We start from the raw sequence: 26,881 nt of genomic DNA, 5'->3' as shown, positions 1-26,881 counted from the left end.
CACATCCCCCGTTCTACACCGCCTAGCAGAAACTTCCCATTTCGGACACGCCGCGCCGGGCATCGCGCCCCGGTAACGATCAGCGGAAGCCTCCAGCGACGGGTACAGCTTACGTCCGGCAGTCCGTCGGCGTACGCCCGGGGCGTGACACGTAGCGCAAGCGAAACACCGGAACCCCGCCGAATCTTCCGGCGGGGTCCTGTGACGGCTGTGAGCGGTGCGCTCCGCGGGACGGCTACTTCCCGGTGTGCTCCTCGTACGCCTTGATGACGTCGTCGGTCGGGCCGTCCATCAGCAGCTCGCCCTTCTCCAGCCACACCACCCGGTCGCAGGTGTCGCGAATGGAGTTGTTGTTGTGGCTGACGAGGAAGACGGTGCCCGCCTCCTTGCGCAGTTCGCGGATCCGCTCCTCCGACCGCTTCTGGAACGCCCGGTCGCCGGTGGCCAGCGCCTCGTCGATCATCAGCACGTCGTGGTTCTTGGCCGCCGCGATCGAGAACCGCAGCCGGGCCGCCATACCGGAGGAGTAGGTGCGCATCGGCAGCGAGATGAAGTCGCCCTTCTCGTTGATCCCGGAGAAGTCGACGATCCCGTCGTACCGCTGGCGCACCTCCTCCTGCGACATGCCCATCGCCAGACCGCCCAGGATCACGTTGCGCTCACCGGTGAGGTCGTTGAGCAGCGCCGCGTTGACGCCCAGCAGCGACGGCTGGCCGTCGGTGTAGATCTTGCCGCTCTCCGGCGGCAGCAGACCCGCGATGGCCCGCAGGATCGTCGACTTGCCCGAGCCGTTGGACCCGATGATGCCGATCGCCTCGCCGCGGTACGCGGTGAAGGTCACACCGCGTACGGCGTGCACCCGGCGCACGTTGGGCGAGCCCTTGCGCGACAGTATGCGGCCGAGGGCGGCGGTGGCGCTGCCCTTGCCGGTGCCCGCGCCGTGCACGGTGTACACGATGTGGACGTCGTCCACGACCACGGTGGGGACCCGGCTGCCCACGGCCTGCGGCGTGGTGGTCATCTGCTGCTCAACCACGGCCATACTGCTCCTCCGCCTTCCAGAAGTAGACGTATCCGCCGACGCCCACCAGCACCGCCCAGCCCACCGCGCTCGCCCAGATGTGCGGCGGCAGCTGCGAGGCCGTCACGCTGTCGATCAGCGCGAAGCGCATCAGGTCGATGTAGACGGCGGCGGGGTTGATGTCGAGGAGGATGCGCACGTAGTGGGGCGCGTGCGAGGTGAGGTTGTCGATGCTGTACATCACACCGGACACGTACATCCAGGTGCGCAGTATGAACGGCATCAACTGCGCCAGGTCCGTCATCTTGCTGCCCATCCTGGCCATGATCAGGGCCAGTCCGGTGTTGAAGATCCACTGCGTGAACAGCGCCGGGACCATCAGCAGCCAGGAGCCGTCCGGCACCTCGCCGGTCATCAGGACGATCGCGATCAGGACGAACATCGACATCAGCAGTTGCTGGAGCTGCATCAGCGTGAAGGCGATCGGCAGGCTGGCGCGCGGGAAGTGCAGCGCGCGCACCAGACCGAGGTTGCCCGACACCGCGCGCACGCCGCTCATCATCGAGGACTGCGTGAAGGTGAAGATGAAGATGCCGGTGACCAGGAAGGCGATGAAGTTGTCGATGCCCTTGCTGGTGCCGATCAGCAGGCCGAAGATCAGGTAGTAGACGGCCGCGTTGAGCAGCGGCGTCATGACCTGCCAGAGCTGGCCCAGCCGGGCCTGGGTGTACTGGGCCTGCGTACGTGCCTTGGCGAACTCGTTGATGAAATGTCGGCGGCCCCAGAGCTGCCGCGAGTACTCCAGCAGACCGGGCCGTGCGCCGCTCACGGAGAGGCCGTACTTGGCCGCTAGCTGTGCGGGGCTGAGGCCGTCATCGGCCGAGGGTGCTGGTGGGGCACCGACGGCGACCGCACCATTGTGCGTTGTCTCGCTCACAGTTGACACTTTCGTCCTCAAGGTGCGCGCCAGGGCAGGGGGATCCCGGGCTGCGCCTGATGCTCTCAGGTCCGAGCTTGTCAGATGATCGGGGGTCGGCCTAGTCGGGTCAACCGCCACACGGTCCGCCAGCGCATCGGGCGCCGCTCGCCGCACGGTGCGGTCCAGCCCTCACGGAAACCGCCGAGCCAGGCACGCAGCGCCTGCTTCGACGGCCGCCGCACCAGGGTCAGTGCGAACCACACCGCCAGGTACACCGGGACCAGGGGCCACGGCAGGTTGCGCCGCGCCAGCCAGACCCGGTTGCGGGCCACCAGACGATGGTAGACCGCGTGCCGGGCCGGAGAGGTCGCCGGATGGTGCAGCACCATGTCCGACCGGTAGTCGATCAGCCACCCCGCGTCGAGGGCGCGCCAGGCGAGGTCGGTCTCCTCATGGGCGTAGAAGAACTCCGCGGGCAGCGGCCCGACCTGCTGGATCACCCGGGAGCGCACCGCGCAGGCGCCGCCGAGGAAGGTCGTGACCCGGGAGTTGCGCAGGGGGTCGGCCGCGCGCAGCCGGGGGACGTGGCGGCGCTGCGTGATCCCGGTCTCGGGGTCGGCGATACGGAAGCTGACGATGCCCAGCTCCGGGTCGTCGGCGAAGGCCCGCCTGAGCAGTTCGCCGGTGTCGTCGCCGGGCAGCAGCCCGTCGTCGTCCAGGAAGAGCACCACGTCCACATCGGAGCCGCCGGGGCCGAACAGCTCGATCCCGACGTTGCGGCCGCCGGGGATGCCGAGGTTCTCCGGCAGTTCCGCGGTGCGCAGGCCCTCGGGCAGCGCGGGCAGCGGCGAGCCGTTGCCCACCACCGCGACCTCAATGGCGGGCCCCTGCTGCTTGGCGACCGAGTCCAGCAGGTCGTTCAGCTCGGCGGGCCGGTTGCCCATGGTGATGATCACCGCGCCCAGCTTCAGGGGCGCCGTCATTTGAGCCTGCTCGACGCGAGCACCGACACCAGGTGCAGCAGCGTCTGCAGCATGGCGATTCCGGCCAGCACCGCCACACCGAGCCGCGTGAAGAAGAGGTCGCCGCGCATCTGGTCCACCACCGCGAGCACGAGGATCAGCAGCGACGCCTCGACGCCGAGCACCAGCCGGTGGAACTTGAGCGCCGCGGCCGCCCGCCGCGCCAGCGCCACCCCGGAGGAACGCGGCTCGGACGCCGCCTCCTTCACCGGCGGCAGCCCGCCCTGGTGCCGCGCCACCCCGACCAGGTCGGTCTCGGCCTTGATCAGCACCGCGCCGAGCGCGGCCAGGGTGCCGAGGAACGCCCACAGCCAGTCGATCCGGCCGCTGCCCCACAGGTCGGCGGCGCGCAGCCCGAACCCGACCAGCACGGCGGCGTCGCACAGATAGGCGCCGACCCGGTCGAGATAGACCCCGCTCAGCGAGAACTGCTGCTTCCAGCGGGCGATCTCGCCGTCGACGCAGTCCAGCAGCAGATAGAGCTGGACCATGAGCACGCCGAGCACCGCGCCCGCGATCCCGGGCACCAGCAGCGCCGGGGCGGCCAGCACCCCGAAGACGGTCATGAGGTACGTCAGCTGGTTCGGTGTGACGCGGGTGGGTGCCAGATGCCGGTCTATGCGCAGCGAGAGCTCGCGCATGTAGAGCCGACCGGCCCAGTGCTCGCCGCTGCGCCGGTCCTTCACCCCTGGCGGGTGCACGACCGGGCGCAGTTCAGCTACTGATGGTTTTGGCATAGTCGGCGTACGCGTCCCTGATGTCGGTTGCGGACAGGTCCAGGTGTTCCAGGATCGTGTAGCGGCCGGGGCGGGTCTGCGGCGCGTAGCGCACCGCTTCGACGAACTCCGGTTCGGTGAAGCCGATTTCGCCGGGCAGTACGGGCAGGCCGTGCCGCCGCAGCGTCTCGGCGATCAGGCCCGACTCCTCGCGCGCCCCGCGCAGGTACATCGCGAAGGCGGCGCCGATGCCGACCTGCTCGCCGTGGGCGGCGGCCCGCTGCGGGTACAGCAGGTCGAAGGCGTGGCTGATCTCGTGGCAGGCACCCGACGACGGCCGGGTGTCACCGCTGATCGACATGGCGATACCGGAGAGCACCAGGCCCTCGGAGAGCGTGACGAGGAACGCGTCGTCGCCGATGCCGCCGGGGTGGCGCAGTACGGACTCGCCCGCGCTGCGCGCCATCGCGGCGGCGAGCCCGTCGATCGGCTCGCCGGTCTCGCGGTGGGACAGCTCCCAGTCCGCGATCGCGGAGATATTGGAGACCGCGTCGCCGATCCCGGCCCTGACGTAGCGCGCCGGGGCCTCGCGGATCACGTCGAGGTCGATGACCAGCGCTATCGGCGTCGGGACGCCGTAGGAGCCGCGGCCGTTGTCGTTGTCCAGGGTGGACACCGGCGAGCAGATGCCGTCGTGCGACAGGTTGGTGGCGACCGCGACCATCGGCAGGCCGACGCGCGCGGCGGCGTACTTGGCGACGTCGATGATCTTGCCGCCGCCGAGGCCGACGACCGCGTCGTACCGCTTGCCGCGCATCGAGTCGGCGAGCGTGACGGCGGCGTCGATGGTGCCGCCCTCGACCAGGTACCAGTCGGCGCCCGGCAGCTCGGGGGCGAGCCGCTCGCGCAGCTTCACGCCCGAGCCGGCGCTGACCGCGACGGCCAGCTTGCCCGAGGTGGAGATCCGCTGGTCCGCGAGGAGCCCGGCGAGGTCGGCGAGCGCCCCGCCGTTGATGTCGACGACGACCGGCGAGGGGATCAGCCGGGTCAGTACTGGCACGCGATCTCCCGGCCCTTGGCGAGGTCGTCGTGGTTGTCGATCTCGACCCACGCGATGTCGCCGATGGGGGCCACGTCGATGGTGAAGCCGCGGTCGACCAGCTCCTGGTAGCCGTCCTCGTAGTAGAGGTCGGGGTCGCGCTCGAAGGTGGCCTTCAGGGCGTCGGCCAGCTCGTCGGCCGCCTCGCCCTCGATCAGGGTGACGCCGATGTACTCGCCCGTCGCCTCGGCGGGGTCCATGAGCTTGGTGATCCGCCGCACGCCCTTGCCGGGCTCGAAGACGACCTTCATCTCCTCGTCGGCGAGCTGCTTGACGGTGTCCAGGGCGAGGATGATCTTTCGGCCCTCGCCGCGCGCGGCCAGCAGCGTCTTCTCGACGGAGACGGGGTGCACGGTGTCGCCGTTGGCGAGGATGACGCTGTGCCGGATCGCGTCACGCGCGCACCACAGGGAGTAGGCGTTGTTCCACTCCTCGGCCTTGTCGTTGTCGATCAGCGTGATCTTGACGCCGTACTTGGCCTCCAGCGCCTCCCTGCGCGCGTAGACCGCCTCCTTGCGGTACCCGACGACGACCGCGACCTCGGTGAGGCCGATCTCGGCGAAGTTCCCCAGCGTGAGGTCGAGCACGGTGAGGCTCTCCCGCGCACCTTCGGGCCCGACCGGCACCAGCGCCTTCGGCAGGGTGTCGGTGTAGGGACGCAGACGCCGTCCGGCGCCGGCCGCCAGCACAAGGCCGATCATGCGGGTTCTCCTGATTCGTCGTGTACAGCGGGCGCCCCTGAGGACACCCAGAAACGGACGCTCTCGGTCAGCACCAGCAGCGCGAGCGCCGCGGCGAGGACCGTCAGCGTGACCGTGAAGCCCGAGTGGTGCGCGAGTGCCGCCGCGAGGGCGACGAGCAGCGCCCGGCCCTCGTGCCCGCCTGCCGCCCGCACCAGGGCCCGCGGGGGCGCCCCGGTGCCGCCGCGAATGCGGTACACCGTGTCGTAGTGATGGTAGGCGACGGCGGCCACCAGTCCGAAAGCGGCGGGCAACGCCCCGTTCACCCCCGAGACAGCCGCCAGGGCCAGCACGGTGCCGTACTCGCCCGCGCGGAAGAACGGCGGGACCAGCCAGTCCAGCGCGCCCTTGAGCGGCCGGGCGACCGCGAAGCCCGAGGTGAAAACGTATACGGCCGCGGCGAGCACCGGCCACCAGCTGCCCCAGGGGGAGAGCGCCGCGGTGGCGGTCACCGCCCCGGCGCCGAGCAGCGCCACGGCGGGCGGCGCGAAGGACGGCATCCGGCGGGCGACCGGGCGCAGCGCCGCCGCGACGGCCTCGGCGAGCGGTCCGCTGTCGGCGAGGTCGGCCAGCGCCTGGGCGGCCCGGTCGGTGCGCCGCGCCTTCCTGGTCAGCGAGCGCAGCACGCGGCCCGCGGTGGTGTAGCAGGCGGCCAGCCCGCAGCCGATGAGGAGCACCGTGAGGGTGATCCGTGGGGTGGTGGCCGCGGTGAGCACGGCGATCAGCGCCCAGCGCTCGCCGATCGGCAGCACGATCATCCGCCGCACCCAGACCGTCCAGCCGACGCTGTCGAGGCGTCCGGAGAGCGCCGCTGTGGGGCTGGTGTTGGCGGTCGCGTCGTGGTTCGCCTCGTTGAAGGAGAAGTCGACGACATGACGGCAGGTCTGCAGCACCATCGCGCCGAGCGCCAGCGCCCACACGTCGTCGCCGCCGCGGGCGGCGCCCAGCGCGAGCCCCGCGTAGTAGGCGTACTCCTTGGCGCGGTCGAAGGTGGCGTCCAGCCAGGCGCCGAGCGTGGAGTACTGCAGCGAGTAGCGGGCGAGCTGGCCGTCGGTGCAGTCCAGCACGAAGGAGGCGAGCAGCAGCACGCCCGCGGCCACGTAGCCGGGCCGGGTGCCGGTGGCGGCGCAGCCGGCGGCGATCAGCGCGACCAGCAGCGAGGCGGTGGTCACCTGGTTCGGGGTCAGTCCCCTGCGGGCGCACCAGCGGGCCAGGTAGCGGGAGTACGGGCTGATGAAGTGGGTGGTGAAGAAGCCGTCGCGGGACTTGACGGCGCTGCGCAGCCGTACCGACTCCTCGTCGACGGCGGCGACGGCCTCGGTGGCGGCGGTGCGGCCCGCCGCGTCGGTGGGCACGGCCGCGACCAGGACGCCCAGCTCGGGGCGGTGCGGCGGCTCGCCCTCGGCGTCCAGGGCGGTGGCGAGGGCGTCCGGCAGCACGTCGGTGCGGGTGCCGGGGGCGGTCACCGTGCCGGTGCCGTTGTCGCCGGGCGCCGCGCTCCTGGCGGGCGCGGTGCCGGGGAGTGCGGCCAGCGCGCGGGCCAGCGCGGGGCGGGCGGCGGCCTGAACGGTCAGTGCGCCGCTCACCGCGGCGGCGTCGAAGCGCGGGTCGGTCAGCGCGAGCCGCAGCGTGTGCCGGTGGCCGAGGAAGCGGCGGTCGACGACGGCCACCCGCTCGGCGGCCGGGATCCGCGCCAGTCCCTCCGCGACGGCGGCGGGCGCGTCCGCCTCGACCACCTGGAATCCCAGCGCCCGCAGGTCGTCCGCGAGCGGCGACGGCGACCCCGCGGCGGGCGGGCCGGTGAGAAAGGCGGTCGGCAGAGGACTCACTCCCTAGAAAGCATGGGGAAGACGTGCCGGAGGGCCGCAGGCGGCGAGGCCGGGCGAGGCACGACGGCAGAGGCTATCGGATTCCCGAAGGCGACCGTTCACCGCCTGTTGGCCTCGACTTGGCGTGCACGGTGTGATCATCATCGTGGATCGCCGCCTTCCGGACAACCAGCACGGGCCGTACTCCGTACGGGTGAGGCGGGTGGGGCGTGGGCACGGTCTGCCGCGCGCCCCATCACCGCAGGTCACCGCACATGACAACGGTCACCGGTACCAGCTTGCCCACCGTACGTAACCGGTGTTGACTGAACCGCCGCGGCCACCGCGAAGCCGCCGGCGACACGGCGGGCGGCCGGGTCGGCCGCGCGGAAGGGAAGGGGCCGCGTCCATGGGGGCAGGGCACTCGCACGGCCACGGCCACGGACACAGCCACGCGCCGGGCCCGACCACCGGCACGGCGGGCGCCGCCTACCGGGTGCGGCTGCGGATCGCGCTGGGCATCACCCTGTTCGTGCTGGCCGTCGAGGTGGTCGGCAGCGTGGTCACCGGCTCGCTGGCGCTGCTCGCCGACGCCGGGCACATGGCCACCGACGCGGCCGGTATCGCGATGGCGCTGCTGGCCATCCACATCGCCAACCGCCCGGCCAGCGAGCGCCGCACCTTCGGCTTCGCGCGCGCCGAGATCCTGGCGGCGGTGCTCAACGCGGTGCTGCTCTTCGGCGTCGGCGCGTTCATCTTCTACGAGGGTGTGCGGCGGCTGATCACCCCGGAGTCGATCCACAGCGGCGCCACGATCGTCTTCGGCCTGATCGGGCTGGCCGCCAACTCGGTGTCGCTCCTGGTGCTGATGCGCGGCCAGGCCGAGAGCCTGAACGTCCGGGGCGCGTTCCTCGAGGTGATGGCGGACGCCCTGGGCTCGCTCGCGGTGGTCGTGGCCGCGGTCGTCATCATCACCACCGGCTGGCGGCAGGCCGACGCGGTCGCCTCGCTGCTGATCGGCCTGATGATCGTGCCGCGCACCTGGCGGCTGCTGCGCGAGGCCGTCGACGTGCTGCTGGAGGCCGCCCCCAAGGACGTGGACATGGCCGAGGTGCGCAGCCACATCGAGGCGCTGCCCGGGGTGGAGGGCCTGCACGACCTGCACGCCTGGACCATCACCTCCGGTATGCCGGTGCTGTCCGCACATGTGGTGGTCAGCCAGGACGTCCTGGAGTCGGTCGGCTACGAGAAGATGCTGCACGATCTGCAGGGCTGCCTCGGCACGCACTTCGACGTGGAGCACTGCACGTTCCAGCTCGAACCGGTCGGCCACGCGGAGCACGAGGCACGTTTGTGCCATTGACCGGCAGGCTCCCGGAGTGAGCCGGCGGGCCGCCTGAGTGAGGCAGACTAGGGCAGGCGTTGCCGTCGAAAGCGAAGGATGGATATGCCCACCAGTCCCGCCACCGGCCGACCCGGCTCCCCTGTCGAGGAACCGTCGCCGAACGGCGTCGCGGAACCGATCCTGCTCGAACTGGTCGACGAGAACGGCGTGACGATCGGTACGGCGGAGAAGCTGTCAGCGCATCTCGCGCCGGGCCGGCTGCACCGGGCGTTCTCGGTCTTCCTCTTCGACGAGGAGGGACGGCTGCTGCTGCAGCGCCGCGCGCTGGGCAAGTACCACTCCCCCGGCGTCTGGTCGAACACCTGCTGCGGGCACCCGTACCCCGGTGAGCAGCCGTTCGTGGCCGCGGCCCGGCGGACCGCCGAGGAGCTGGGGGTCGCCCCGGCGCTGATGCGCGAGGCGGGCACGGTCCGCTACAACCACCCCGACCCTGCGTCCGGGCTGGTCGAGCAGGAGTACAACCACCTCTTCGTGGGCCTGGTGAGCGGAAGCCTGCGTCCCGACCCCGAGGAGATCGCCGAGACGGCGTTCGTGGATCCGGCGGAGCTGGCGCGGCTGCGGGAGTCCGGGCCGTTCTCCGCCTGGTTCCAGACCGTGCTGGACGCCTCGCTTCCCGCGGTGCGCGCGGTGACGGGCGAGTCCGCCGGCTGGTAGCCGGTCCTTCCCGCTACGGGGGTTCTCCGGGCGGGACGGCCTGTTCCACGGGTCTGAGCGTCTACGGGCGGGTCTACGGGGCGGTGGTCCGCAGCGGGAGCGCCGCCCAGATCACCTTGCCGCCGGTCGCGGTCTGGGTGACGTCGCACTGCCCGCCAGCCTCACTGGTGATCGTCTTGACCAGCAGCAGGCCGCGGCCGCCGGTCTGCCCGTGGTCGGCCTCCAGCGCCTTGGGGCGGTAGGGGTGGTTGTCCTCGACGGCGACTCGGATCCAGTCCGCGCCCACCGCCAGCTCGACGGTGATCTCGGGCGAGAGCACCGCGGCGTGCCTGACCGCGTTGGTGACCAGCTCCGAGATGATCACCAGCAGCCCGTAGAGGGTGTCGTCGTCGACCGGGACGCGCTGTTCCGCGACGAGGGCGCGGACACCGTGCCTGACCTGCGGCACGGACGAGTCGAGGGCGGGGGCGGTGAAACGCCACACCCCCTCGTAGTCTCTCGGGGCCGGGACCTGACCTGGCGGGAGACTCCCGCGGACCTCCATGACCGCACCCACCATCGCCTTCGCGTGACGTGTCCCCGCAGTTCCCGCCGGGGACCCGGCAGATTCCGCCTCACACTCCGAGTGTCCGTACGCGGCGCGGTGGAGCAGGCAGGAAGCCGTAAGTCCGCACCTTTCTATGATTTTTGGCTGAACCCGACCGGAAAACTCGGTGCGCTGACCGATTTCCTTCTCTTTCTGTTCGCGGCTGGTGCGCGGTCGCCGTACCAGCGGAATCGATAGGATCCCGGCGTCACAGATCCGCGGAGGTCCCGCCGCTCAGAAGGAGCCCGTATGTCCCCCTCAGACCCCGGGCTGCTGGTGAGCGCCGCGGACGGTACGGCGACGGTGACCATCAGCAATCCGGCCCGGCGCAACGCCATGACGGTGGACATGTGGCGGTCGCTGCCCGGCCTCCTGGAGGGGCTGGCGGCCGACCCCGAGGTCCGGGTGCTGGTGCTCACCGGCGCCGGGGACACCTTCTGCGCGGGCGCGGACATCACCGACTTCGCGGGGCCCGGTGGGGTGCGGGACGCGCAGGAGGCGGCGATCGCGGCGGAGGATGCGCTGGCCGCCTTCCCCAAGCCGACACTGGCGGCGGTGCGCGGCTTCTGCGTCGGCGGCGGCTGCCAGCTCGCCGTCGCCTGCGACCTGCGGTTCACCGCGGAGGGCGCCCGGTTCGGGGTGACCCCGGCGCGGCTCGGCATCGTCTACCCCGCCTCCTCGACCCGCCGGCTGGCCGATCTCACCGGACCCGCCGCCGCCAAGTACCTGCTGTTCTCCGCCGAGTTGATCGACCACGAGCGGGCGCTGCGCACCGGCCTCGTGGACGAGGTGCTCGCCGCCGACGCGCTCGACAAGCGGGTACGGGAGTTCGCCGGGGTGCTCAGGTCCCGCTCGCAGCTCACGCAGGCGGCCGCGAAGGAGTTCACCGCCGGGATACCCGACCCGGCCCGGCTCGCCCACTGGGCCGGGCAGGCCCGCCACAGCGGCGACCCCGCGGAGGGCGCGGCCGCCTTCCTCGAACGCCGCGAGCCGCGCTTCACCTGGACACCGACCGCCGACTGACCGCAGGAGACCCCGCCGATGGCACCGCTCACCGAGGACGAGGTGCGCCGCTGGCGGGCGCACGCCCAGGGTCTGTACGGGGACGCCGCCGGCGCGCGTACGGTCCTCGACGCCGTACGCCTTTCGGGTGGTCTTCAGGCCCAGGACGCGAAGGCGTGCCGCCTCCAGGTGTGGGCCAGGACCAGGCCCGCGGACGCGGCCGGGACCTCGGCGGCGGGCGCGGCGCCGACCGCCGCCGACGTCGACGCGGCGTGCGGCGCCGACCGCCGGGAGGTGGTCCGCACCTGGCTGATGCGGGGCACGCTGCACGCGGTGGCCGCCGGGGACGCCCGCTGGCTCACCGCGCTGCTCGGCCCGCGGGTGGCCGACTCGTACCGGGGGCGGCGGCAGCGGCTCGGCCTGGACGAGGACCTGTGCGCGCGGGCGCTGCCCGTCCTGGAGAAGGTGCTCGCCGGGTGCGCGCCGGTGACCAGGGACGAGCTGGTCCGGCGGCTGGCCGCCGCCGGGGTCGCGGTGGACCCGCGGGGCCAGGCGGCTGCGCATCTGGTGCTCTACGCGGCGGCGCGGGGCGTGCTGTGCCGCGGCCCCGAGACAGCGGGCGATTCATCGACTTATGTACTCCGCGAGGAGTGGCTGGAACACGTCCCCGACACGGGGCCCCGGGGCGACGAGGCGCTCGCGGAACTGGCCGTACGCCATGCGACGGCCTACGGCCCGGCCTCGGCGGCGGACCTGGCCCGCTGGTCGGGGCTGCCGCTGGGATCGGCCCGGCGCGGCCAGGCCGCCGCGGGCGACCGGCTCACCGAGGTGGCCGGGCCCGCCGGTCCGCTGGTGACCGCCACGGGCACCGGGCCGCCGCCCCCGGCCGCCGACCGCGTCCGGCTGACCGGCCACTTCGACCCCTACCTGCTCGGCTACGCGGACCGCGATCTGCTCCTCGCGCCCGCCATCGCCCCGCGCATCGCGACCGGCGGCGGCTTCCTGATGCCCTGCGTCCTCGTCGACGGCGCCGTGGTCGCCACCTGGCGCCACGAGCGCCGTGCCGACCACCTCACCCTCCGCGTCGAGCCCCTCCCCACCCCCACCCCGCCCCCCGACCTCACCGAACCCCTCACCACCGCGACCACCGACCTCGCCCGCTTCCTGGACGTCCCCACCCGCTGGGAGTGGACCGAGGAGGCGTGAGGGCCCTACGGCAGGACGGCCGGAATCCGCCCTTGCCCGCGGTGCGGTCAGCCCACCTTGTCCGCGTGGACCGGCTGGCGGTGGGCGGTGCCGGGGGGCATCGCGGGGTGGCGGCCGAGGAGGACGACGCCGGTGGTGATGGCCGCCAAGCCCGCCGCCTCCCAGGCCAGGGCGGCGGGGGTGACGCGGAGCTGGTCGCCGAGGAACCCTATGCCGCAGGCGATCCCGGCCAGCGGCTGGGCGGCGGTCAGGGCGGGCAGCGACATCCGCAGCGGCGCCGCCTCGAAGGCGCTCTGCACCAGGAGCATGCCGGTCAGACCGATGGCGCCCACGGCGTACGGCTGCCAGTGGACGACCAGCTCGGGGAGCCCGCCGTCCTTGGCGATCTGCCCGCATATCCGGGTGAGGGCGTCCTGGAGGCCATAGAGCAGCCCGGCGGCCAGCGCCAGCAGTGTGGCCTCGGAGGGCAGCGGGAGGCGTTTCGCGACGGCGGTGAGCAGCAGCGCCAGTCCCGCGACGATGCCGAAGACCAGCCAGTGCCGCAGCGTGCCCGCGGGCGTCCCGCCGCCGCTGGGCTGCCCGGCCACGATGAAGGCGGTGACGCCCAGGGCCAGCAGGGCGACGCCGCCCCAGCCGCTGAGGCCCAGCGGCTGGCGGGTGAGCCAGCGGGACAGCGCCATCGCGAAGAGCAGGTTGGTGGCGGTCAGCGGCTCGACCAGCGAGACCTCGCCGTAGGCCAGCGCGATCGCGCTCAGCACCTGGCCGCAGACCATGAACCCCACGCCGAGCAGCCAGTCCGGCATCCGGATCAGGTCGAGCAGCAGCCTGAAGGACAGGAAGTCGGACAGGGGCGCGCGCGCCGCCGCGCGCTGCTGCAGCACGAACCCGAGGCCGAGGCAGCAGGCTGCGCTGACTCCGAGGAGGAACACGGCCACGCGGTCACTGTAACCCGCGGGGTGTCCGGTAAGGGGTGATCGCCCTGGTTCACAGACGCGCGCCGGAGACCGCCTCCGCGCCGTCCCAGACGGTGAGAAATGCCAGCCGCAGACAGGCCGCGAGCGCCGGGTGCTCGATGTACAGCGCGGTCGTGGCACCGGTTCCGGCCACCGGGTCCGGCATGTCGCACAGCACCAGCGAGGCGTCCGCGACGACGAGCTTCAGCGGCAGGTGCGCGGTGAAGCGCGACTCCTCGCCGGCGTCGCCGAAGCGCCGCACGTTCTCCAGCACCTCCGCGTCGTCGAGCGCCTCATGGGTGTAGATCGCCCGCACCATGCCGCCGGACCGGCGCAGCCGCCGTACCACCTTGATCCCCGCGGTGTTGCTGGCCGGGGCGACGAAGGGCGGTTTGCAGAAGCTCAGCAGCTCGTGCCGGGCCTGGCCCTGGATGTCGGCGAACGCCTCGGCGATCGACTTGGGGTCGCGGAGGATCTCCACGTAGTCCAGCGGGACGGTGTGGGTGCGGCCGTCGGCCCAGACCGGGACGAGCGCGGCCGTCAGCGTCGAGGACACCCGGTCCAGTCGCTCCAGCGCCTCCCGCTGAAGGGCCATCAGACGGGCCACGGCCAGCTCCGGCGCGACCGCGGAGAAGGTCGCGACCCGACCGGGGCGCGCGGTGGCCAGACGCCGCCTGACCAGCGCGTCGAGCACGTCGTACACCCGCTGCCGCGGGACGTCGGCCTCCCTCGCGACCTCGGCCGCGGTGTACGACTCGCGGCGCACGAGAGCGAGGTAGACGCGCGCCTCGTAGCGCGCGAGCCCCAGCGCGACAAGGTCGTTGACCGGACCATCCTCCGTATCCATGGCGCCACAAGGTATACGGCAGAGATCGCCCGGCGGAAGCGAGGTGGCCGGGAACCGAGGGCAATCCTTTGCCATTACTCGGTAGTCATTTGGCCACGGCTTCACTACCTTCAACCCCAGCCACCACTCAACGGGGTGGCAGCCAGCAGAAGTTGACGACAGTCAGCAGCCAGATCACCAGTGAACGTGCGCCACACCCCACAAATCCCAGGCGATGCCGCTCCATGATCGGTTGTCATGACCTTGACATGAAGATCATGCTGTGGTCGCCCTCGGGAGTCGATCCCCCCATGGAGGGCAGTTCATTGCAGTCGAAGAGCCCCGGCAGAACCAGACGTGCCGTCCGCCGCGCGTCTGTCGCGCTGGTCTCCGCAGCGGCCCTGATCACCGGCGGCATGCTCGCCGTCGCCGCACCCTCGTCCGCCAGCGTTCCGGCGACCGGAGGTGCGAGCACCTCCGTGCACACCGCGCGTCTGTGTGCGGCTCCCGCCAAGAAGGGCCAGATGGCCTGCATGGCGCTGACCCGTACCGACGTCGCGCACCACCTCGGCATCACCCCCAACGCCACCCCGTCCGGCTACGGTCCCACCGACCTGCAGAGCGCCTACGCCCTGCCGTCGTCGGCGGGCTCCGGCGCCACCGTGGCCATCGTGGACGCCCAGGACGACCCCAACGCCGCGGCCGACCTGAGCACCTACCGCTCGCAGTACGGCCTGCCGGCCTGCACCACGGCCAACGGCTGCTTCAAGAAGATCGACCAGAACGGCGGCACGAACTACCCGACCGCCGACTCCGGTTGGGCCGGTGAGATATCGCTCGACCTGGACATGGTCAGCGCGGTCTGCCCGCAGTGCCACATCCTGCTGGTCGAGGCGACCTCCGCGAGCATGGACGACCTGGGCACCGCGGTGAACCAGGCCGTCTCGCAGGGCGCGAAGTACGTCTCCAACAGCTACGGCGGCAGCGAGGACTCCTCGGACACCACCGCTGACACGCAGTACTTCAACCACCCGGGTGTCGCCATCACCGTCAGTGCCGGTGACAGCGGCTACGGCGCCGAGTACCCGGCCGCCTCGAAGTACGTCACGTCCGTCGGTGGCACCGCCCTGACCCGCGCGAGCAACGCCCGCGGCTGGTCCGAGTCGGTCTGGAACACCTCCAGCACCGAGGGCACCGGCTCCGGCTGCTCGGCCTACGACGCGAAGCCGACCTGGCAGACCGACACGGGCTGCGCGAAGCGCACCATCTCCGACGTCTCCGCGGTCGCCGACCCGGCCACCGGCCTCGCCGTCTACGACAGCTACCAGGCCACCGGCTGGCAGGTCTACGGCGGCACCAGCGCGTCGTCGCCGATCATCGCCTCCGTCTACGCCCTGGCGGGCACCCCGGCCGCGGGTTCCTCCCCGGCTTCCTTCCCCTACTCCCACACCGGCTCGCTGAACGACGTCACCAGCGGCTCCAACGGATCCTGCGGCGGCAGCTACCTCTGCACCGCCAAGTCCGGCTACGACGGCCCGACCGGCCTGGGCACCCCGAACGGCACGGCCGCCTTCACCGGCGGCTCGACCGGCGGCAACACCGTCACGGTCACCAACCCGGGCAACCAGACCACCGCGCTGAACGCGTCGGCCTCGCTGCAGATCCACGCGACCGACTCGGGCTCCGGCCAGACGCTGACCTACAGCGCCACGGGCCTGCCCACCGGTCTGTCGATCAACGCCTCCACCGGTCTGATCAGTGGTACCGCCACCGCGTCCGGCACGTACAACGTGTCGGTCACCGCCAAGGACGGCACCAACGCCTCCGGCAGCACCTCGTTCACCTGGACCGTCGGTTCCGGTGGCGGCACCTGCAGCCCGGCCCAGCTGCTCGGCAACCCCGGCTTCGAGACCGGCAGCGCCGCGCCCTGGACCGCCACCTCCGGAGTCGTGGACAACAGCTCCGGTGAGGCCGCCCACTCCGGTTCCTGGAAGGCCTGGATGGACGGCTACGGCTCCACCCACACCGACTCGGTCTCGCAGTCGGTGACCATCCCCGCCGGGTGCTCCGCCACCCTGACGTTCTACCTGCACATCGACACCGCGGAGACCACCACCACGACCGCCTACGACAAGCTCACCGTCACGGCGGGCTCCACCACCCTGGCCAGCTACTCCAACCTCAACAAGGCCACCGGCTACGCCCAGAAGTCCTTCAACCTGTCCTCCTTCGCCGGACAGACCGTGACGCTGAAGTTCAGCGGCACCGAGGACTCCAGCCTCCAGACCTCGTTCGTCCTGGACGACGCGGCCGTCAACGTGAGCTGACGCTGAGCTGCCACACATGAACGCAGGACCCGGGCCGGCCCCCACTGCCGTCCCGGGTCCTGCGCCTTTCCGCCGTCACCGTACGTCTACGGTGACTGTCCACCCGACGATGGCATGGCAGGACATGCCGCCGGGGGTGGCGCTGGGGCAGGCGTGCCGGAAACCGCTCAGTTCCGCGGTGCCCGCGCGCGCTCCGCGGTAGACACCAGGTGAGACCTCGGTGAGCGCGTTCCCCTTCTCGGTCGCCTGCTGCGCGCCGGGGCCGAGCTGCAGGCGCAGGGTGCTGCCCACGCTCAGGCAGACCTCGCGGCCGTTGCCGCCGGAGCCGGAGCCCGCACCGCCCGGGGTGACGACGACATCGCCGCAGTCCGGCACGGTGGTCGTAGCACCCGGATCGGGTGCCCCCACCCGTACGCCGCTCGCGGAACCGCAGCCGGCCACCAGCAGTACGGCGGCAGCGGCGGCCAGTATCCGAGCGCGCATCGAAACGTCCTCCTCCTGCACCCACGACCTCTGAGCTCCGGTCGTGGGTGGGACGCGTGTGACGCCTGTACGGTTCCCTCCGGGACCGTCGAGTCCCGGCCGTTCCCCGCCGCGCGGCCCCTCGGCTCAGCGCTCGGTGATCCGCCCCTCGGCCACCTCGACCCGGCGCGTGGTGTGCACCGCGTCGAGCATCCGCCGGTCGTGGGTGACCAGCAGCAGAGTGCCGTTGTACGAGGCCAGGGCCGCTTCGAGCTGCTCGATGGCGGGCAGGTCGAGGTGGTTGGTGGGCTCGTCGAGCACCAGCAGGTTGACCCCGCGGGCCTGGAGCAGCGCCAGGGCGGCGCGGGTGCGCTCGCCGGGCGAGAGGGTCGCCGCCGGGCGCAGCACATGGGCCGCCTTGAGCCCGAACTTGGCCAGAAGCGTACGGATCTCGGCCGGTTCCATATCGGGCACCGGCGTCCGGAAGGCGTCGAGCAGCGCTTCGTCACCGCGGAAGTGGGCGCGCGCCTGGTCCACCTCGCCGACCATCACCCCGGGGCCGAGCGCGGCCTCGCCCGCGTCCAGCGGCAGGCGGCCGAGCAGCGCGGCGAGCAGGGTGGACTTGCCCGAGCCGTTGGCGCCGGTGATCGCGATCCGGTCCGCCCAGTCGACCTGGAGGTCGACGGGCCCGAAGGCGAAGTCGCCGCGGCGCACCGCGGCGCCGCGCAGTGTGGCGACCACCGCGCCGGAGCGGGGCGCGGCGGCGATCTCCATCCGCAGCTCCCACTCCTTGCGCGGCTCCTCGACCACGTCCAGCCGCTCGATCATCCTGTCCGTCTGGCGGGCCTTGGCCGCCTGCTTCTCGCTGCCCTCGGAGCGCGCCTTGCGGGCGATCTTGTCGTGGTCGGGCGCCTTGCGCATGGCGTTCCTGACGCCCTTGTCCATCCAGCCGCGCTGCATCCGGGCCCGCGCCTCCAGCCCGGCCCTGGTGTCGGCGTACTCGTCGTACTCCTCGCGGGCGTGCCGGCGGGCGGTCTCGCGCTCCTCCAGATAAGAGGTGTAGCCGCCGCCGTAGACGGAGACCTGCTGCTGGGCGAGGTCGAGCTCCACGACGCGGTTCACCGTCCGGGTGAGGAACTCGCGGTCGTGGCTGACCAGCACCGTCCCGGCACGCAGGCCGGTGACGAACTTCTCCAGCCGCTCCAGGCCGTCGAGGTCGAGGTCGTTGGTGGGCTCGTCCAGCAGGAAGACGTCGTAGCGGCTGAGTAGCAGCGAGGCGAGTCCCGCGCGGGCGGCCTGACCGCCGGAGAGCGAGAACATCGGCTGGTCGAGGCTGACGGCGAGCCCCAGCGACGCGGCGGCCTCCTCGGCCCGGTCCTCCAGGTCGGCCCCGCCGAGCGCCAGCCAGCGGTCGAGCCCGGTGGCGTAGGCGTCGTCGGCGCCCGGCACCTCGTCGACCAGCGCCTGGGTGGCGGCGTCCAGCGCGATCTGGGCGGCGGCCACGCCGGTGCGGCGGGCCAGGAACTCCCTGACGCTCTCCCCGCCGGGCCGCCGCTCGGGCTCCTGCGGCAGATACCCGACGGTCGCGGCCGCCGGGCTGAGCCGCAGCGAGCCGTCCTCGGGGGTGTCGAGGCCGGCCAGCAGCCGCAGCAGCGTGGACTTGCCCGCGCCGTTGGCGCCGACGAGGCCGACCACGTCGCCCGGGGCGACGACGATGTCCAGGCCGGAGAAGAGGACGCGGTCGCCGTGGCCCGCGGCGAGGTTCTTGGCTACGAGAGTGGCACTCATCAGGGCCCGGATTCTATCCGGTGCCGACCCGGGCGCCGCACGGCCGGGAGGGCGGTGGTTGGTGGATGCACGCAGGTCGGGAGGTTGCCTTCTTACGTCGCCTTAACCTACGGTTGCGTAAGTTACGACAGCGTAGGTGTTGTACTCCCCGTCCCCAGGAGCCCCCGTGACCATTACCTCGCCCGACCGCGCCCGCCCCGACGTGTGGAGCGATGCCACACTGCTCTACGCGCTGGAGGAGGTCGTCGAGCGAGAGCTCAACCGGCACCTCGGCGTCGCCAAGGAATGGATGCCCCACGAGTACGTGCCGTGGAGCGACGGGCGCAACTTCGACGGGATAATGGGCGGCGATGCCTGGTCCGTCGAGCAGTCCAAGGTGACGGACGTCGGCCGGATCTCCCTCGTGGTGAACCTGCTGACCGAGGACAACCTGCCCAGCTACCACCACGAGATCGCCACGCTCTTCGGCCGCGACGGCGCCTGGGGCACCTGGGTGCACCGCTGGACGGCCGAGGAGGGCCGCCACGCGATCGTGATGCGCGACTACCTGCTGACCAGCCGCGCCGTCGACCCGGTCGAGCTGGAGCGCTTCCGCATGCAGCACATGTCGGAGGGCTTCGAGCACGACCACCGGCACAGCATGCTGCACTCGGTGGCGTACGTCGCCTTCCAGGAGCTGGCCACCCGCGTCTCGCACCGCAACACCGGCCACCAGTCCGGTGACCCCGTGTGCGACCGGATGCTGGCCCGGATCGCCACCGACGAGAACCTGCACATGATCTTCTACCGGAACCTGCTGGCGGCCTCGCTCGAACTCGCCCCCGACCTGGCGATGCAGGCGATCCGCGACGTGGTGGTGGAGTTCCGGATGCCCGGCCACGGCATGCCCGGCTTCGAGCGCGCGGCGGCCCGGATGGCGATCGGCGGCATCTACAACCTGCGGATCCACCACGACGACGTGCTGATGCCGGTGCTGCGACACCTCAAGGTCCTTGAGGTGTCGGGCCTCGGGCCCGAGGGACTCCAGGCGCAGCAGGAACTGGGCATGTTCATGGGCGGCCTCAACGAGCAGGCCACTCGGTTCGACGAGCGCCGCGAAGCGCTGCTGGCGCGCAGGGCGGCTCGGGGCTAGTCCGCTCGGCGCGGCGCCCACGGAAGAGTCGAGCCCCGAAGGGGCGCGGGGACGCGGGCTGCGCTTGCGGTGGGCCAGGCACCGTACGTGCCCCGAAGGGGCGTGTTGCTTACCCGGGGGGCGGGGACTGGTCACCGCAAAAATCATGCATGCGTGCTTGATTGTTTCTGGGCCCGCTGTCACGCTCGTGACGCACCCCGCTCTGTGCAGGCGTCCCCACGAGGTGGTCATGGCCGATCCGCAGTCCGTACGCACCGTCCTGAACGATCTGCGCGCCGAGAGCGACGCGCTCGACGGCCTGGTCGCCGGACTCGACCCGGCGGACTGGGCGACCCCCACGCCCGCCGAAGGGTGGACGATCGCCGACACAATCGCCCATCTCGCCTGGACCGACGTCCACGCGCTGCTCGCCGTCAACGACCCCGAGGCGTTCACCCGGCAACTCAGCGAGGGCGGCGAGGCGCTGGCCGAGGGATTCGTCGACGAAGGCGCCCGGCGCGGAGCCGCGCAGCCGCCGGCCGAGCTGCTCGAACAGTGGCGCGCGGGCCGGGCCCGTCTGTGGGCCACGCTGACCGGACAGCCGCCCGGTGTGCGGTTCCCCTGGTACGGGCCGCCGATGAGCACCGCGTCGATGGCGACCGGGCGGCTGATGGAGACCTGGGCGCACGGCGAGGACATCGCCGACACGCTGGGCGTACGCCGCGAGCCGACGGCCCGGCTCTGGCATGTGGCGCGGATCGCCGTCCGCGCCCGTGACTTCGCCTTCGCGGTGCACGGCCGTACCCCGCCCGCCGCCGAGTTCCGCGTCGAACTCACCGCCCCCGACGGCACCTTGTGGGACTTCGGCCCGGCCGACGCCGCGCAGCGGGTGACCGGTCCGGCTCTCGACTTCTGCCTGCTGGCCGTGCAGCGCAGGCACCGTGACGACGTGGCGGTACGCGCCGAGGGCGAGGACGCCGACGCGTGGCTGTCGATCGCCCAGGCGTTCGCGGGGCCGCCGGGCAAGGGCCGGGCGCCGGGCGCGTCCGGCGGCGGTGCGGCATGACGGCGGTCGACACCCGCGGCGCGGACTTCGCCGAGCGGCGCGCGACCATGCTGGAGCGGCTCGGCGAGGTCGAGGCGGCGCACGCGCAGGCGCTGGCGGGCGGCGGCGCCAAGTACCAGGAGCGGCACCGGGCGCGCGGCAAACTGACGGCCCGGGAGCGTATCGAGCTGCTGCTCGACCCCGACACGCCCTTCCTGGAGTTGTCGGCGCTCGCGGGCTGGGGCAGCGACTTCGCGGTCGGCGCGTCGCTGGTCACCGGCATCGGGGTCATCGAGGGCGTGGAGTGCCTGGTGACGGCGAGCGACCCGACCGTACGCGGCGGCGCGAGCAATCCCTGGACGCTGAAGAAGGCGCTGCGGGCCAACGAGATCGCCTTCGCCAACCGGCTGCCGGTGGTGAACCTGGTGGAGTCCGGCGGCGCCGACCTCCCCAGCCAGAAGGAGATCTTCATCCCGGGCGGCGCCCTCTTCCGCGACCTGACGCGGTTGTCGGCGGCGGGCATCCCCACCGTGGCCGTGGTGTTCGGCAACTCGACGGCGGGCGGCGCGTACATCCCCGGGATGTCGGACCACGTCATCATGATCGAGCAGCGCTCGAAGGTCTTCCTCGGCGGCCCGCCGCTGGTCAAGATGGCCACCGGCGAGGAGAGCGACGACGAGTCACTCGGCGGCGCCGAGATGCACTCGCGTGTCTCCGGGCTGGCCGACTACTACGCCGTCGACGAGCCGGACGCGCTGCGCACCGCCCGCCGGGTCGTCGCCCGGCTCAACTGGCGCAAGGCCGGGCCCGGTCCGCGCACCTCCCCCGCGCCGCCGCCGCTGTACGACGAGGAGGAGCTGCTCGGGATCGTCCCCGGCGACCTGCGCACCCCCTTCGACCCGCGCGAGGTCGTGGTGCGGATCGCCGACGGCTCGGCCTTCGACGAGTTCAAGCCGCGCTACGGTCCGAGCCTGGCGACCGGCTGGGCCGAGGTGCACGGCTACCCGGTGGGCATCCTCGCCAACGCCCAGGGGGTGCTCTTCAGCGCCGAGTCGCAGAAGGCCGCGCAGTTCATCCAGCTCGCCAACCAGCGCGACATCCCGCTGCTCTTCCTGCACAACACCACCGGCTACATGGTCGGCAGGGAGTACGAGCAGGGCGGCATCATCAAACACGGCGCCATGATGATCAACGCCGTGGCCAACTCCAGGGTTCCCCACATCTCGGTGCTCATGGGCGCGAGTTACGGCGCCGGCCACTACGGCATGTGCGGCCGCGCCTTCGACCCGCGGTTCCTCTTCGCCTGGCCGAGCGCCAAGTCCGCGGTCATGGGCCCGGCCCAGCTCGCGGGCGTGCTGTCCATCGTCGCCCGCCAGTCCGCGGCGGCGAAGGGCCGGCCGTACGACGAGGACGCGGACGCGGCGCTGCGGGCCATGGTCGAGCAGCAGATCGAGGCCGAGTCCCTGCCCATGTTCCTGTCGGGACGCCTCTACGACGACGGCGTCATCGACCCGCGCGACACCCGTACGGTGCTCGGCCTGTGCCTGTCCGCCATCCACGGCGCCCCCGTCGAGGGCGCCCGCGGCGGCTTCGGCGTCTTCCGGATGTGAGGGTTCCAGCCAATGACGGATTCAACCAAGGTCTCGGTCGTGCTGGTGGCCAACCGGGGCGAGATCGCCCGGCGGGTCTTCCGCAGCTGCCGGACGCTGGGGATCGGCACGGTCGCGGTGTACTCGGACGCCGACGCGGACGCCGCGCACGTACACGAGGCCGACGCGGCGGTGCGGCTGCCGGGGAACGCGCCCGCCGACACCTATCTGCGGGGTGATCTGCTGGTCGCGGCGGCGCTGGCGGCGGGCGCGGACGCCGTGCATCCGGGGTACGGGTTCCTGTCCGAGAGCGCGGAGTTCGCGCGGGCGGTCGAGGCGGCGGGGCTGGTGTGGATCGGGCCGCCCCCGGAGGCCGTGGAGGCGATGGGGTCCAAGACCCGGGCCAAGGAGCTGATGGCCGCCGCGGGTGTGCCGCTGTTCTCGGCGCTCGATCCGCGGAAGGTGACGGCCGCCGATCTGCCGCTGCTGGTGAAGGCGGCCGTGGGCGGCGGCGGGCGCGGCATGCGAGTGGTGCGCGAACTCGCTTCCCTGGACGATGCATTGGCCGCGGCCCGGTCGGAAGCGGCGGCCGCCTTCGGCGACGACGAGGTCTTCGTCGAGCCCTACGCCGAGGGCGCCCGCCATGTCGAGGTCCAGGTGCTGGCCGACACGCACGGCACGGTGTGGGCGCTCGGCGAGCGGGACTGCTCGCTGCAACGCCGCCACCAGAAGGTGATCGAGGAGACCCCCGCGCCGGGCCTGGGCGACGCGCTGCGCGGCACGCTGCACGAGGCGGCGGTCCGCGCGGCTCACTCGATCGGCTACACGGGCGCGGGAACCGTGGAGTTCCTGGTCTCGCGGGACGGGCGGCCGTACTTCCTGGAGATGAACACCCGCCTCCAGGTGGAGCATCCGGTGACCGAGTGCGTCACCGGCCTCGACCTCGTCGCCCTGCAGATCCGGGTCGCCGAGGGCGCGGCGCTGCCCCCGGCGCCGCCAGCACCGCGCGGCCACGCGGTGGAGGCGCGGTTGTACGCGGAGGACCCGGCGCGCGGCTGGCAGCCGCAGGCGGGGACGCTGCACCGGCTCGACATCCCCGGTGTGGACGCCGAGTTCGCCGTGCCGCCGGGCGGGGACGCCGGGCTGCGGCTGGACGCGGGCGTCACCGACGGCGAGGTGATCGGCGTCCACTACGACCCGATGCTCGCCAAGGTGACCGCCTGGGCGCCGACCCGTGCCGAGGCGGTCCGCCGGCTCGCCGACGCCCTGCGGCGCGCCCGGCTGCACGGCCCGGTGACCAACCGCGACCTGCTGGTACGCGCCCTGCTGCACCCGGAGTTCGCCGCCGCCCGCCTGGACACCGGCTTCCTGGAGCGCCGTCTGGACGAGCTGTGCGGTCGCGCCGACACGGCGCCGGTACGCGTCGCGGCGCTGGCCGCGGCCCTCGCGGACGCGGCGCGGCGCACCGAGGGGCGGAGCGCGGGGCCGGTCCCGGCACCGGTGCCCGTACGGCTCGGCGGCTGGCGCAATGTGCCGTCGCAGCCGCAGAGGAAACGCTTCCGCGGCGAGCCGGACGGCGAGGAGTACGACATCGCCTACGCGCTCGGCCGCGGGGGCCTGACCGCCGACGGATTCGAGCGGACGCGCCTGGTGGCCGCGGCTCCCGACCGGGTCGTCCTCGACATCGACGGGGTGCGGCGGACGTTCGACATCGCCGTGTACGCCGAACGGGTGTTCGTCGATTCCCCGTTCGTGTCCTGCGTCCTCACGGCGCTGCCGCGCTTCGCGGCGCCCGAGGAGCTGACCGCGCCGGGCTCGCTGCTTGCGCCGATGCCCGGCACCGTCATCCGGATAGGTGAATTCTCGCCCGGCGACCGGGTCGAGGCCGGACGCCCGCTGCTCTGGCTCGAGGCGATGAAGATGGAACACGTGATCGCCGCCCCCGTGACGGGCACGCTCACCGAACTCACCGCCGAGGTGGGCCGCCAGGTCGAACTCGGCGCCGTACTCGCCGTCGTCAAGGAGGAAACAGGCTCATGAGCACTGCCCACAGCACCTTCGACAGCGCCCTGCTGGAGAGCGAGGAGCGGCGCGCCCTGCGCAAGGCCGTCGGCGATCTCGCCCGCCGCTACGGTCGCGACTACTTCGCGGCGACCGTACGCGCGGGCAAGCACACCGACGAGCTGTGGCAGGAGGCCGGCAGGCTCGGCTATCTCGGGGTCAACCTCCCCGAGGAGTACGGCGGCGGTGGCGGCGGTCTGGCCGAGTTGTCCATCGTGCTGGAGGAGTTGGGCGCCGCGGGCTGTCCGCTGCTGCTGCTCATCGTCTCCCCCGCGATCTGCGGCACGGTCATCGCGCGCTTCGGCACCGACGAGCAGAAGCAGCGCTGGCTGCCGGGGATCGCCGACGGCTCGCTGCGGATGGCGTTCGGCATCACCGAACCGGAGGCCGGGTCCAACTCGCACCGCATCACCACCACCGCGCGGCGCGACCCGGAGACCGGCGGCTGGAAGCTGTCCGGCCGCAAGGTCTTCATATCGGGGGTCGACATCGCCGACGCCACCTTGATCGTCGGCCGCACCGAGGACGCCCGCACCGGCAAGCTCAAGCCCTGCCTGTTCATCGTCGACCGGGACACCCCCGGCTTCGAGTACCGGCAGATCGAGATGGAACTGGCCGCGCCCGAGAAGCAGTTCCAGGTCTTCCTCGACGATGTGGCGCTGCCGGCCTCGGCGCTGGTCGGCGACGAGGACGCCGGGCTGCTGCAGCTGTTCGCGGGGCTGAACCCGGAGCGGGTGATGACCGCCGCCTTCTCCATAGGGATGGGCCGCTACGCCCTGGACAAGGCCGTCGACTACGCCCGCACCCGCCAGGTGTGGAAGTCGCCGATCGGCTCCCACCAGGCCATCGCCCACCCGCTCGCCCAGGCGCACATCGAGCTGGAGCTGGCCCGGCTGATGATGCAGAAGGCGGCGTATCTGTACGACGCGGGCGACGACATGGGCGCGGGCGAGGCGGCGAACATGGCCAAGTACGCTGCCGCGGAGGCGGGTGCGAAGGCGGTCGACCAGGCCGTGCACACCCTCGGCGGGAACGGCCTGACCGCCGAGTACGGCCTCGCCTCGCTGCTCACCGCGTCCCGGGTCGGCCGTATCGCCCCGGTCAGCCGGGAGATGATCCTCAACTTCGTCTCGCACTACACGCTGGGACTGCCCAAGTCCTACTAAGGAGCCCGCTCGTGACGACCGCATCCGTGGTGCACCGGGAGCACGACCGTGGGGTCGCCGTGCTCACCCTCGACTCCCCGGAGAACCGCAACGCGCTGTCCTCCCGTCTGGTGGGCGAGCTGTCCGCGGCGCTCGACGACGCCAGGTCCGACCCCGGCACCCGGGCGGTGCTCCTCACCCACACCGGCGGCACGTTCTGCGCCGGGGCGGATCTGCGGGAGGGCGGCGGCCCGGCGAAGGGCACGGCGTTGCTGGTGGAACTGCTGCGCGCGATAGCGGAGTCGCCCAAGCCGGTGATCGCCGAGGTGAGGGGGCACGCGCGGGCGGGTGGTCTCGGCCTGGTCGCCGCCTGCGACATCGCGGTGGCGGGCCCCGACGCCACCTTCGCCTTCACCGAGGCCCGGCTGGGGCTCGCCCCGGCGGTCATCTCGATGCCGGTGCTGGCCCGCACCGATCCCAGGGCGGTCTCCCGGTACTTCCTCACCGGTGAGACGTTCGGTCCCGACGAGGCGGTCAGGATCGGTCTGGTGACGGCCAGGGAGGACGCGCTGGAGCCGGTGCTGCGCGGGCTGCGCGCCTCCTCGCCCCAGGGGCTCGCGGAGTCCAAGGCGCTGACCGCCGCCCCGCTGCGGACCGCACTCGCCGACCGCGGCGCGGAGCTGTCCGAGGTCAGCGCCCGGCTGTTCTCCTCGGACGAGGCGGCCGAGGGCATGCGGGCCTTCCTGGAGCGAAGGAAGCCGTCATGGGCGTCGTGACCGACCGCTCCCCCAAGCAGGACCGCAGCCGTGCCACCCGGATGCGGATACTTGAGGCGGCGGTGGAGTGCCTGGCCGAGCACGGCTGGTCGGGTACGACGGTCGCCGTGGTGTGCACCCGAGCGGGGGTCTCGCGGGGCGCCGCGCAGCACCACTTCCGCACCCGCGAGGAGTTGTTCACCGCGGCCATCGCGCACATGGCCGAGCAGTGGATGACCACCGTGCGGGACCGGGCGAAGGCGCTGCCCCGGCAGGGTCCCGACCGTACGTACGCGGTGGTCGACATGCTGGTGGCCGTCCACACCGGGCCGCTGTTCCGGGCCGCGCTGCATCTGTGGGTCGCGGCGGCGGACGAGGAGGCGCTGCGGCCGCGGGTCGGCGCGCTGGAGTCGCGGATAGGCAGGGAGGCGCACCGGCTGGCGGTGGAGTCCCTGGGCGCGGACGAGTCGGTGCCGGGCGTCAGGGAGACCGTCCAGGCCACCCTCGACATGGCCCGGGGCCTGGGCCTGGCCAATCTGCTCAGCGACGACTCCGCGCGCCGGGCGCGGATCGTCCGGCAGTGGTCGCTGGTGCTCGACACCGTGCTGCGGGAGGAGCCGGACGCCGGAAGCTGACGCCCG

At 72.4% G+C, this 26,881-nt stretch carries 24 protein-coding genes; 12 read left to right on the top strand and 12 right to left on the bottom strand.

What is annotated here, in order from left to right; genetic code table 11:
* Positions 1-235: 235 nt before the first annotated feature.
* From AB0M29_RS07105 to AB0M29_RS07075, 7 genes are all read right to left on the bottom strand, one after another.
* On the bottom strand, positions 236-1,021 hold the full coding sequence (locus AB0M29_RS07105; RefSeq protein ID WP_365380264.1) for an ABC transporter ATP-binding protein: 786 nt from the start codon (positions 1,019-1,021) through the stop codon (positions 236-238).
* 7 nt (positions 1,022-1,028) lie between these two features.
* Positions 1,029-1,958: an ABC transporter permease gene (locus tag AB0M29_RS07100; RefSeq protein WP_365380070.1), complete on the bottom strand. Its 930-nt coding sequence runs from the start codon at positions 1,956-1,958 to the stop codon at positions 1,029-1,031.
* A gap of 80 nt (positions 1,959-2,038) precedes the next feature.
* Positions 2,039-2,923, bottom strand: a complete 885-nt coding sequence (locus AB0M29_RS07095) for a glycosyltransferase (protein WP_365380068.1) — start codon at positions 2,921-2,923, stop codon at positions 2,039-2,041.
* Positions 2,920-3,699: a CDP-alcohol phosphatidyltransferase family protein gene (locus AB0M29_RS07090; protein ID WP_365380065.1), complete on the bottom strand. Its 780-nt coding sequence runs from the start codon at positions 3,697-3,699 to the stop codon at positions 2,920-2,922. Before AB0M29_RS07090 ends, AB0M29_RS07095 begins: the two co-directional genes overlap by 4 nt.
* Positions 3,677-4,738 (bottom strand): iron-containing alcohol dehydrogenase family protein, encoded by a 1,062-nt coding sequence (locus AB0M29_RS07085; protein ID WP_365380063.1) that lies wholly within the window; start codon positions 4,736-4,738, stop codon positions 3,677-3,679. Before AB0M29_RS07085 ends, AB0M29_RS07090 begins: the two co-directional genes overlap by 23 nt.
* Complete coding sequence (locus tag AB0M29_RS07080; protein WP_365380061.1) at positions 4,726-5,478, bottom strand: phosphocholine cytidylyltransferase family protein; 753 nt, start codon at positions 5,476-5,478, stop codon at positions 4,726-4,728. Before AB0M29_RS07080 ends, AB0M29_RS07085 begins: the two co-directional genes overlap by 13 nt.
* Positions 5,475-7,337 (bottom strand): DUF5941 domain-containing protein, encoded by a 1,863-nt coding sequence (locus AB0M29_RS07075; RefSeq protein WP_365380261.1) that lies wholly within the window; start codon positions 7,335-7,337, stop codon positions 5,475-5,477. The genes AB0M29_RS07080 and AB0M29_RS07075 overlap by 4 nt, the downstream gene beginning before the upstream one ends.
* 397 nt (positions 7,338-7,734) lie before the next feature.
* Here AB0M29_RS07075 and AB0M29_RS07070 point away from each other — a divergent pair, with 397 nt between their 5' ends.
* Together AB0M29_RS07070 and idi are read left to right on the top strand one after the other, a co-directional pair.
* On the top strand, positions 7,735-8,688 hold the full coding sequence (locus AB0M29_RS07070; protein WP_365380058.1) for a cation diffusion facilitator family transporter: 954 nt from the start codon (positions 7,735-7,737) through the stop codon (positions 8,686-8,688).
* An 84-nt stretch (positions 8,689-8,772) separates the two neighbouring features.
* A complete protein-coding gene (idi, locus tag AB0M29_RS07065; protein WP_365380055.1) occupies positions 8,773-9,384 on the top strand; it encodes an isopentenyl-diphosphate Delta-isomerase in 612 nt (203 codons plus the stop codon).
* Positions 9,385-9,457: 73 nt separating this feature from the next.
* Here idi and AB0M29_RS07060 read toward each other — a convergent pair whose 3' ends face one another.
* The gene (locus AB0M29_RS07060) at positions 9,458-9,928 is read right to left on the bottom strand and encodes an ATP-binding protein (protein WP_365380052.1); all 471 of its coding nucleotides are present in this window, start codon (positions 9,926-9,928) and stop codon (positions 9,458-9,460) included.
* A 291-nt stretch (positions 9,929-10,219) separates the two neighbouring features.
* Here AB0M29_RS07060 and AB0M29_RS07055 point away from each other — a divergent pair, with 291 nt between their 5' ends.
* Together AB0M29_RS07055 and AB0M29_RS07050 are read left to right on the top strand one after the other, a co-directional pair.
* Entirely contained in the window at positions 10,220-10,993 is a 774-nt protein-coding gene (locus tag AB0M29_RS07055; RefSeq protein WP_365380050.1) for an enoyl-CoA hydratase-related protein, read from the top strand.
* 18 nt (positions 10,994-11,011) lie between these two features.
* The gene (locus AB0M29_RS07050; RefSeq protein ID WP_365380048.1) at positions 11,012-12,178 is read left to right on the top strand and encodes a winged helix DNA-binding domain-containing protein; all 1,167 of its coding nucleotides are present in this window, start codon (positions 11,012-11,014) and stop codon (positions 12,176-12,178) included.
* 47 nt (positions 12,179-12,225) lie between these two features.
* Here the strand turns inward: AB0M29_RS07050 and AB0M29_RS07045 are convergent, their stop codons facing one another.
* Positions 12,226-13,113 carry a DMT family transporter gene (locus AB0M29_RS07045; RefSeq protein ID WP_365380045.1) on the bottom strand — a complete coding sequence of 296 codons (888 nt, stop codon included), beginning with the start codon at positions 13,111-13,113 and terminating at the stop codon, positions 12,226-12,228.
* Positions 13,114-13,162: 49 nt separating this feature from the next.
* The gene (locus AB0M29_RS07040) at positions 13,163-13,978 is read right to left on the bottom strand and encodes a helix-turn-helix domain-containing protein (RefSeq protein WP_365380042.1); all 816 of its coding nucleotides are present in this window, start codon (positions 13,976-13,978) and stop codon (positions 13,163-13,165) included.
* A 395-nt stretch (positions 13,979-14,373) separates the two neighbouring features.
* Here AB0M29_RS07040 and AB0M29_RS07035 point away from each other — a divergent pair, with 395 nt between their 5' ends.
* Positions 14,374-16,284, top strand: a complete 1,911-nt coding sequence (locus AB0M29_RS07035; RefSeq protein WP_365380259.1) for a putative Ig domain-containing protein — start codon at positions 14,374-14,376, stop codon at positions 16,282-16,284.
* Positions 16,285-16,359: 75 nt separating this feature from the next.
* Here AB0M29_RS07035 and AB0M29_RS07030 read toward each other — a convergent pair whose 3' ends face one another.
* Positions 16,360-16,767 carry a hypothetical protein gene (locus tag AB0M29_RS07030; RefSeq protein ID WP_365380039.1) on the bottom strand — a complete coding sequence of 136 codons (408 nt, stop codon included), beginning with the start codon at positions 16,765-16,767 and terminating at the stop codon, positions 16,360-16,362.
* A gap of 126 nt (positions 16,768-16,893) precedes the next feature.
* On the bottom strand, positions 16,894-18,534 hold the full coding sequence (locus AB0M29_RS07025; protein WP_365380036.1) for an ABC-F family ATP-binding cassette domain-containing protein: 1,641 nt from the start codon (positions 18,532-18,534) through the stop codon (positions 16,894-16,896).
* 166 nt (positions 18,535-18,700) lie between these two features.
* Here AB0M29_RS07025 and AB0M29_RS07020 point away from each other — a divergent pair, with 166 nt between their 5' ends.
* The 7 genes from AB0M29_RS07020 (at position 18,701) to AB0M29_RS06990 (ending at position 26,875) form a co-directional block, all read left to right on the top strand.
* Positions 18,701-19,666, top strand: coding sequence for an acyl-ACP desaturase (locus tag AB0M29_RS07020; protein WP_365380034.1), 966 nt, complete (start codon positions 18,701-18,703; stop codon positions 19,664-19,666).
* 229 nt (positions 19,667-19,895) lie between these two features.
* A complete protein-coding gene (locus tag AB0M29_RS07015; RefSeq protein ID WP_365380031.1) occupies positions 19,896-20,711 on the top strand; it encodes a TIGR03084 family metal-binding protein in 816 nt (271 codons plus the stop codon).
* Positions 20,708-22,300: a carboxyl transferase domain-containing protein gene (locus AB0M29_RS07010; RefSeq protein ID WP_365380028.1), complete on the top strand. Its 1,593-nt coding sequence runs from the start codon at positions 20,708-20,710 to the stop codon at positions 22,298-22,300. Before AB0M29_RS07015 ends, AB0M29_RS07010 begins: the two co-directional genes overlap by 4 nt.
* Positions 22,301-22,312: 12 nt before the next feature.
* Entirely contained in the window at positions 22,313-24,319 is a 2,007-nt protein-coding gene (locus AB0M29_RS07005; protein WP_365380026.1) for a biotin carboxylase N-terminal domain-containing protein, read from the top strand.
* Positions 24,316-25,506, top strand: coding sequence for an acyl-CoA dehydrogenase family protein (locus AB0M29_RS07000; protein WP_365380023.1), 1,191 nt, complete (start codon positions 24,316-24,318; stop codon positions 25,504-25,506). The genes AB0M29_RS07005 and AB0M29_RS07000 overlap by 4 nt, the downstream gene beginning before the upstream one ends.
* 11 nt (positions 25,507-25,517) lie before the next feature.
* Positions 25,518-26,261, top strand: coding sequence for an enoyl-CoA hydratase family protein (locus AB0M29_RS06995; RefSeq protein ID WP_365380021.1), 744 nt, complete (start codon positions 25,518-25,520; stop codon positions 26,259-26,261).
* Positions 26,249-26,875 carry a TetR/AcrR family transcriptional regulator gene (locus tag AB0M29_RS06990; protein WP_365380018.1) on the top strand — a complete coding sequence of 209 codons (627 nt, stop codon included), beginning with the start codon at positions 26,249-26,251 and terminating at the stop codon, positions 26,873-26,875. Before AB0M29_RS06995 ends, AB0M29_RS06990 begins: the two co-directional genes overlap by 13 nt.
* Positions 26,876-26,881: the final 6 nt, after the last annotated feature.

The organism is Streptomyces sp. NPDC051976, from assembly GCF_040680795.1.
GTDB lineage: Bacteria > Actinomycetota > Actinomycetes > Streptomycetales > Streptomycetaceae > Actinacidiphila.
The sequence above is the reverse complement of the archived record's forward strand: the minus strand, read 5'-3'. Positions and strand labels throughout refer to the sequence as shown.

What these genes read in the sequence shown, in the direction of transcription:
- AB0M29_RS07080 (WP_365380061.1), bottom strand. Translation starts at nt 5,478, where the DNA reads ATGATCGGCCTTGTGCTGGCGGCCGGCGCCGGACGGCGTCTGCGTCCC.
- AB0M29_RS07005 (WP_365380026.1), top strand. Translation starts at nt 22,313, where the DNA reads ATGACGGATTCAACCAAGGTCTCGGTCGTGCTGGTGGCCAACCGGGGC.
- AB0M29_RS07010 (WP_365380028.1), top strand. Translation starts at nt 20,708, where the DNA reads ATGACGGCGGTCGACACCCGCGGCGCGGACTTCGCCGAGCGGCGCGCG.
- AB0M29_RS07000 (WP_365380023.1), top strand. Translation starts at nt 24,316, where the DNA reads ATGAGCACTGCCCACAGCACCTTCGACAGCGCCCTGCTGGAGAGCGAG.
- idi (WP_365380055.1), top strand. Translation starts at nt 8,773, where the DNA reads ATGCCCACCAGTCCCGCCACCGGCCGACCCGGCTCCCCTGTCGAGGAA.
- AB0M29_RS07025 (WP_365380036.1), bottom strand. Translation starts at nt 18,534, where the DNA reads ATGAGTGCCACTCTCGTAGCCAAGAACCTCGCCGCGGGCCACGGCGAC.
- AB0M29_RS07055 (WP_365380050.1), top strand. Translation starts at nt 10,220, where the DNA reads ATGTCCCCCTCAGACCCCGGGCTGCTGGTGAGCGCCGCGGACGGTACG.
- AB0M29_RS07060 (WP_365380052.1), bottom strand. Translation starts at nt 9,928, where the DNA reads ATGGAGGTCCGCGGGAGTCTCCCGCCAGGTCAGGTCCCGGCCCCGAGA.
- AB0M29_RS07070 (WP_365380058.1), top strand. Translation starts at nt 7,735, where the DNA reads ATGGGGGCAGGGCACTCGCACGGCCACGGCCACGGACACAGCCACGCG.
- AB0M29_RS07030 (WP_365380039.1), bottom strand. Translation starts at nt 16,767, where the DNA reads ATGCGCGCTCGGATACTGGCCGCCGCTGCCGCCGTACTGCTGGTGGCC.
- AB0M29_RS07040 (WP_365380042.1), bottom strand. Translation starts at nt 13,978, where the DNA reads ATGGATACGGAGGATGGTCCGGTCAACGACCTTGTCGCGCTGGGGCTC.
- AB0M29_RS07090 (WP_365380065.1), bottom strand. Translation starts at nt 3,699, where the DNA reads ATGCCAAAACCATCAGTAGCTGAACTGCGCCCGGTCGTGCACCCGCCA.
- AB0M29_RS07105 (WP_365380264.1), bottom strand. Translation starts at nt 1,021, where the DNA reads ATGACCACCACGCCGCAGGCCGTGGGCAGCCGGGTCCCCACCGTGGTC.
- AB0M29_RS07095 (WP_365380068.1), bottom strand. Translation starts at nt 2,923, where the DNA reads ATGACGGCGCCCCTGAAGCTGGGCGCGGTGATCATCACCATGGGCAAC.
- AB0M29_RS07035 (WP_365380259.1), top strand. Translation starts at nt 14,374, where the DNA reads ATGCTCGCCGTCGCCGCACCCTCGTCCGCCAGCGTTCCGGCGACCGGA.
- AB0M29_RS06990 (WP_365380018.1), top strand. Translation starts at nt 26,249, where the DNA reads ATGGGCGTCGTGACCGACCGCTCCCCCAAGCAGGACCGCAGCCGTGCC.
- AB0M29_RS07015 (WP_365380031.1), top strand. Translation starts at nt 19,896, where the DNA reads ATGGCCGATCCGCAGTCCGTACGCACCGTCCTGAACGATCTGCGCGCC.
- AB0M29_RS07050 (WP_365380048.1), top strand. Translation starts at nt 11,012, where the DNA reads ATGGCACCGCTCACCGAGGACGAGGTGCGCCGCTGGCGGGCGCACGCC.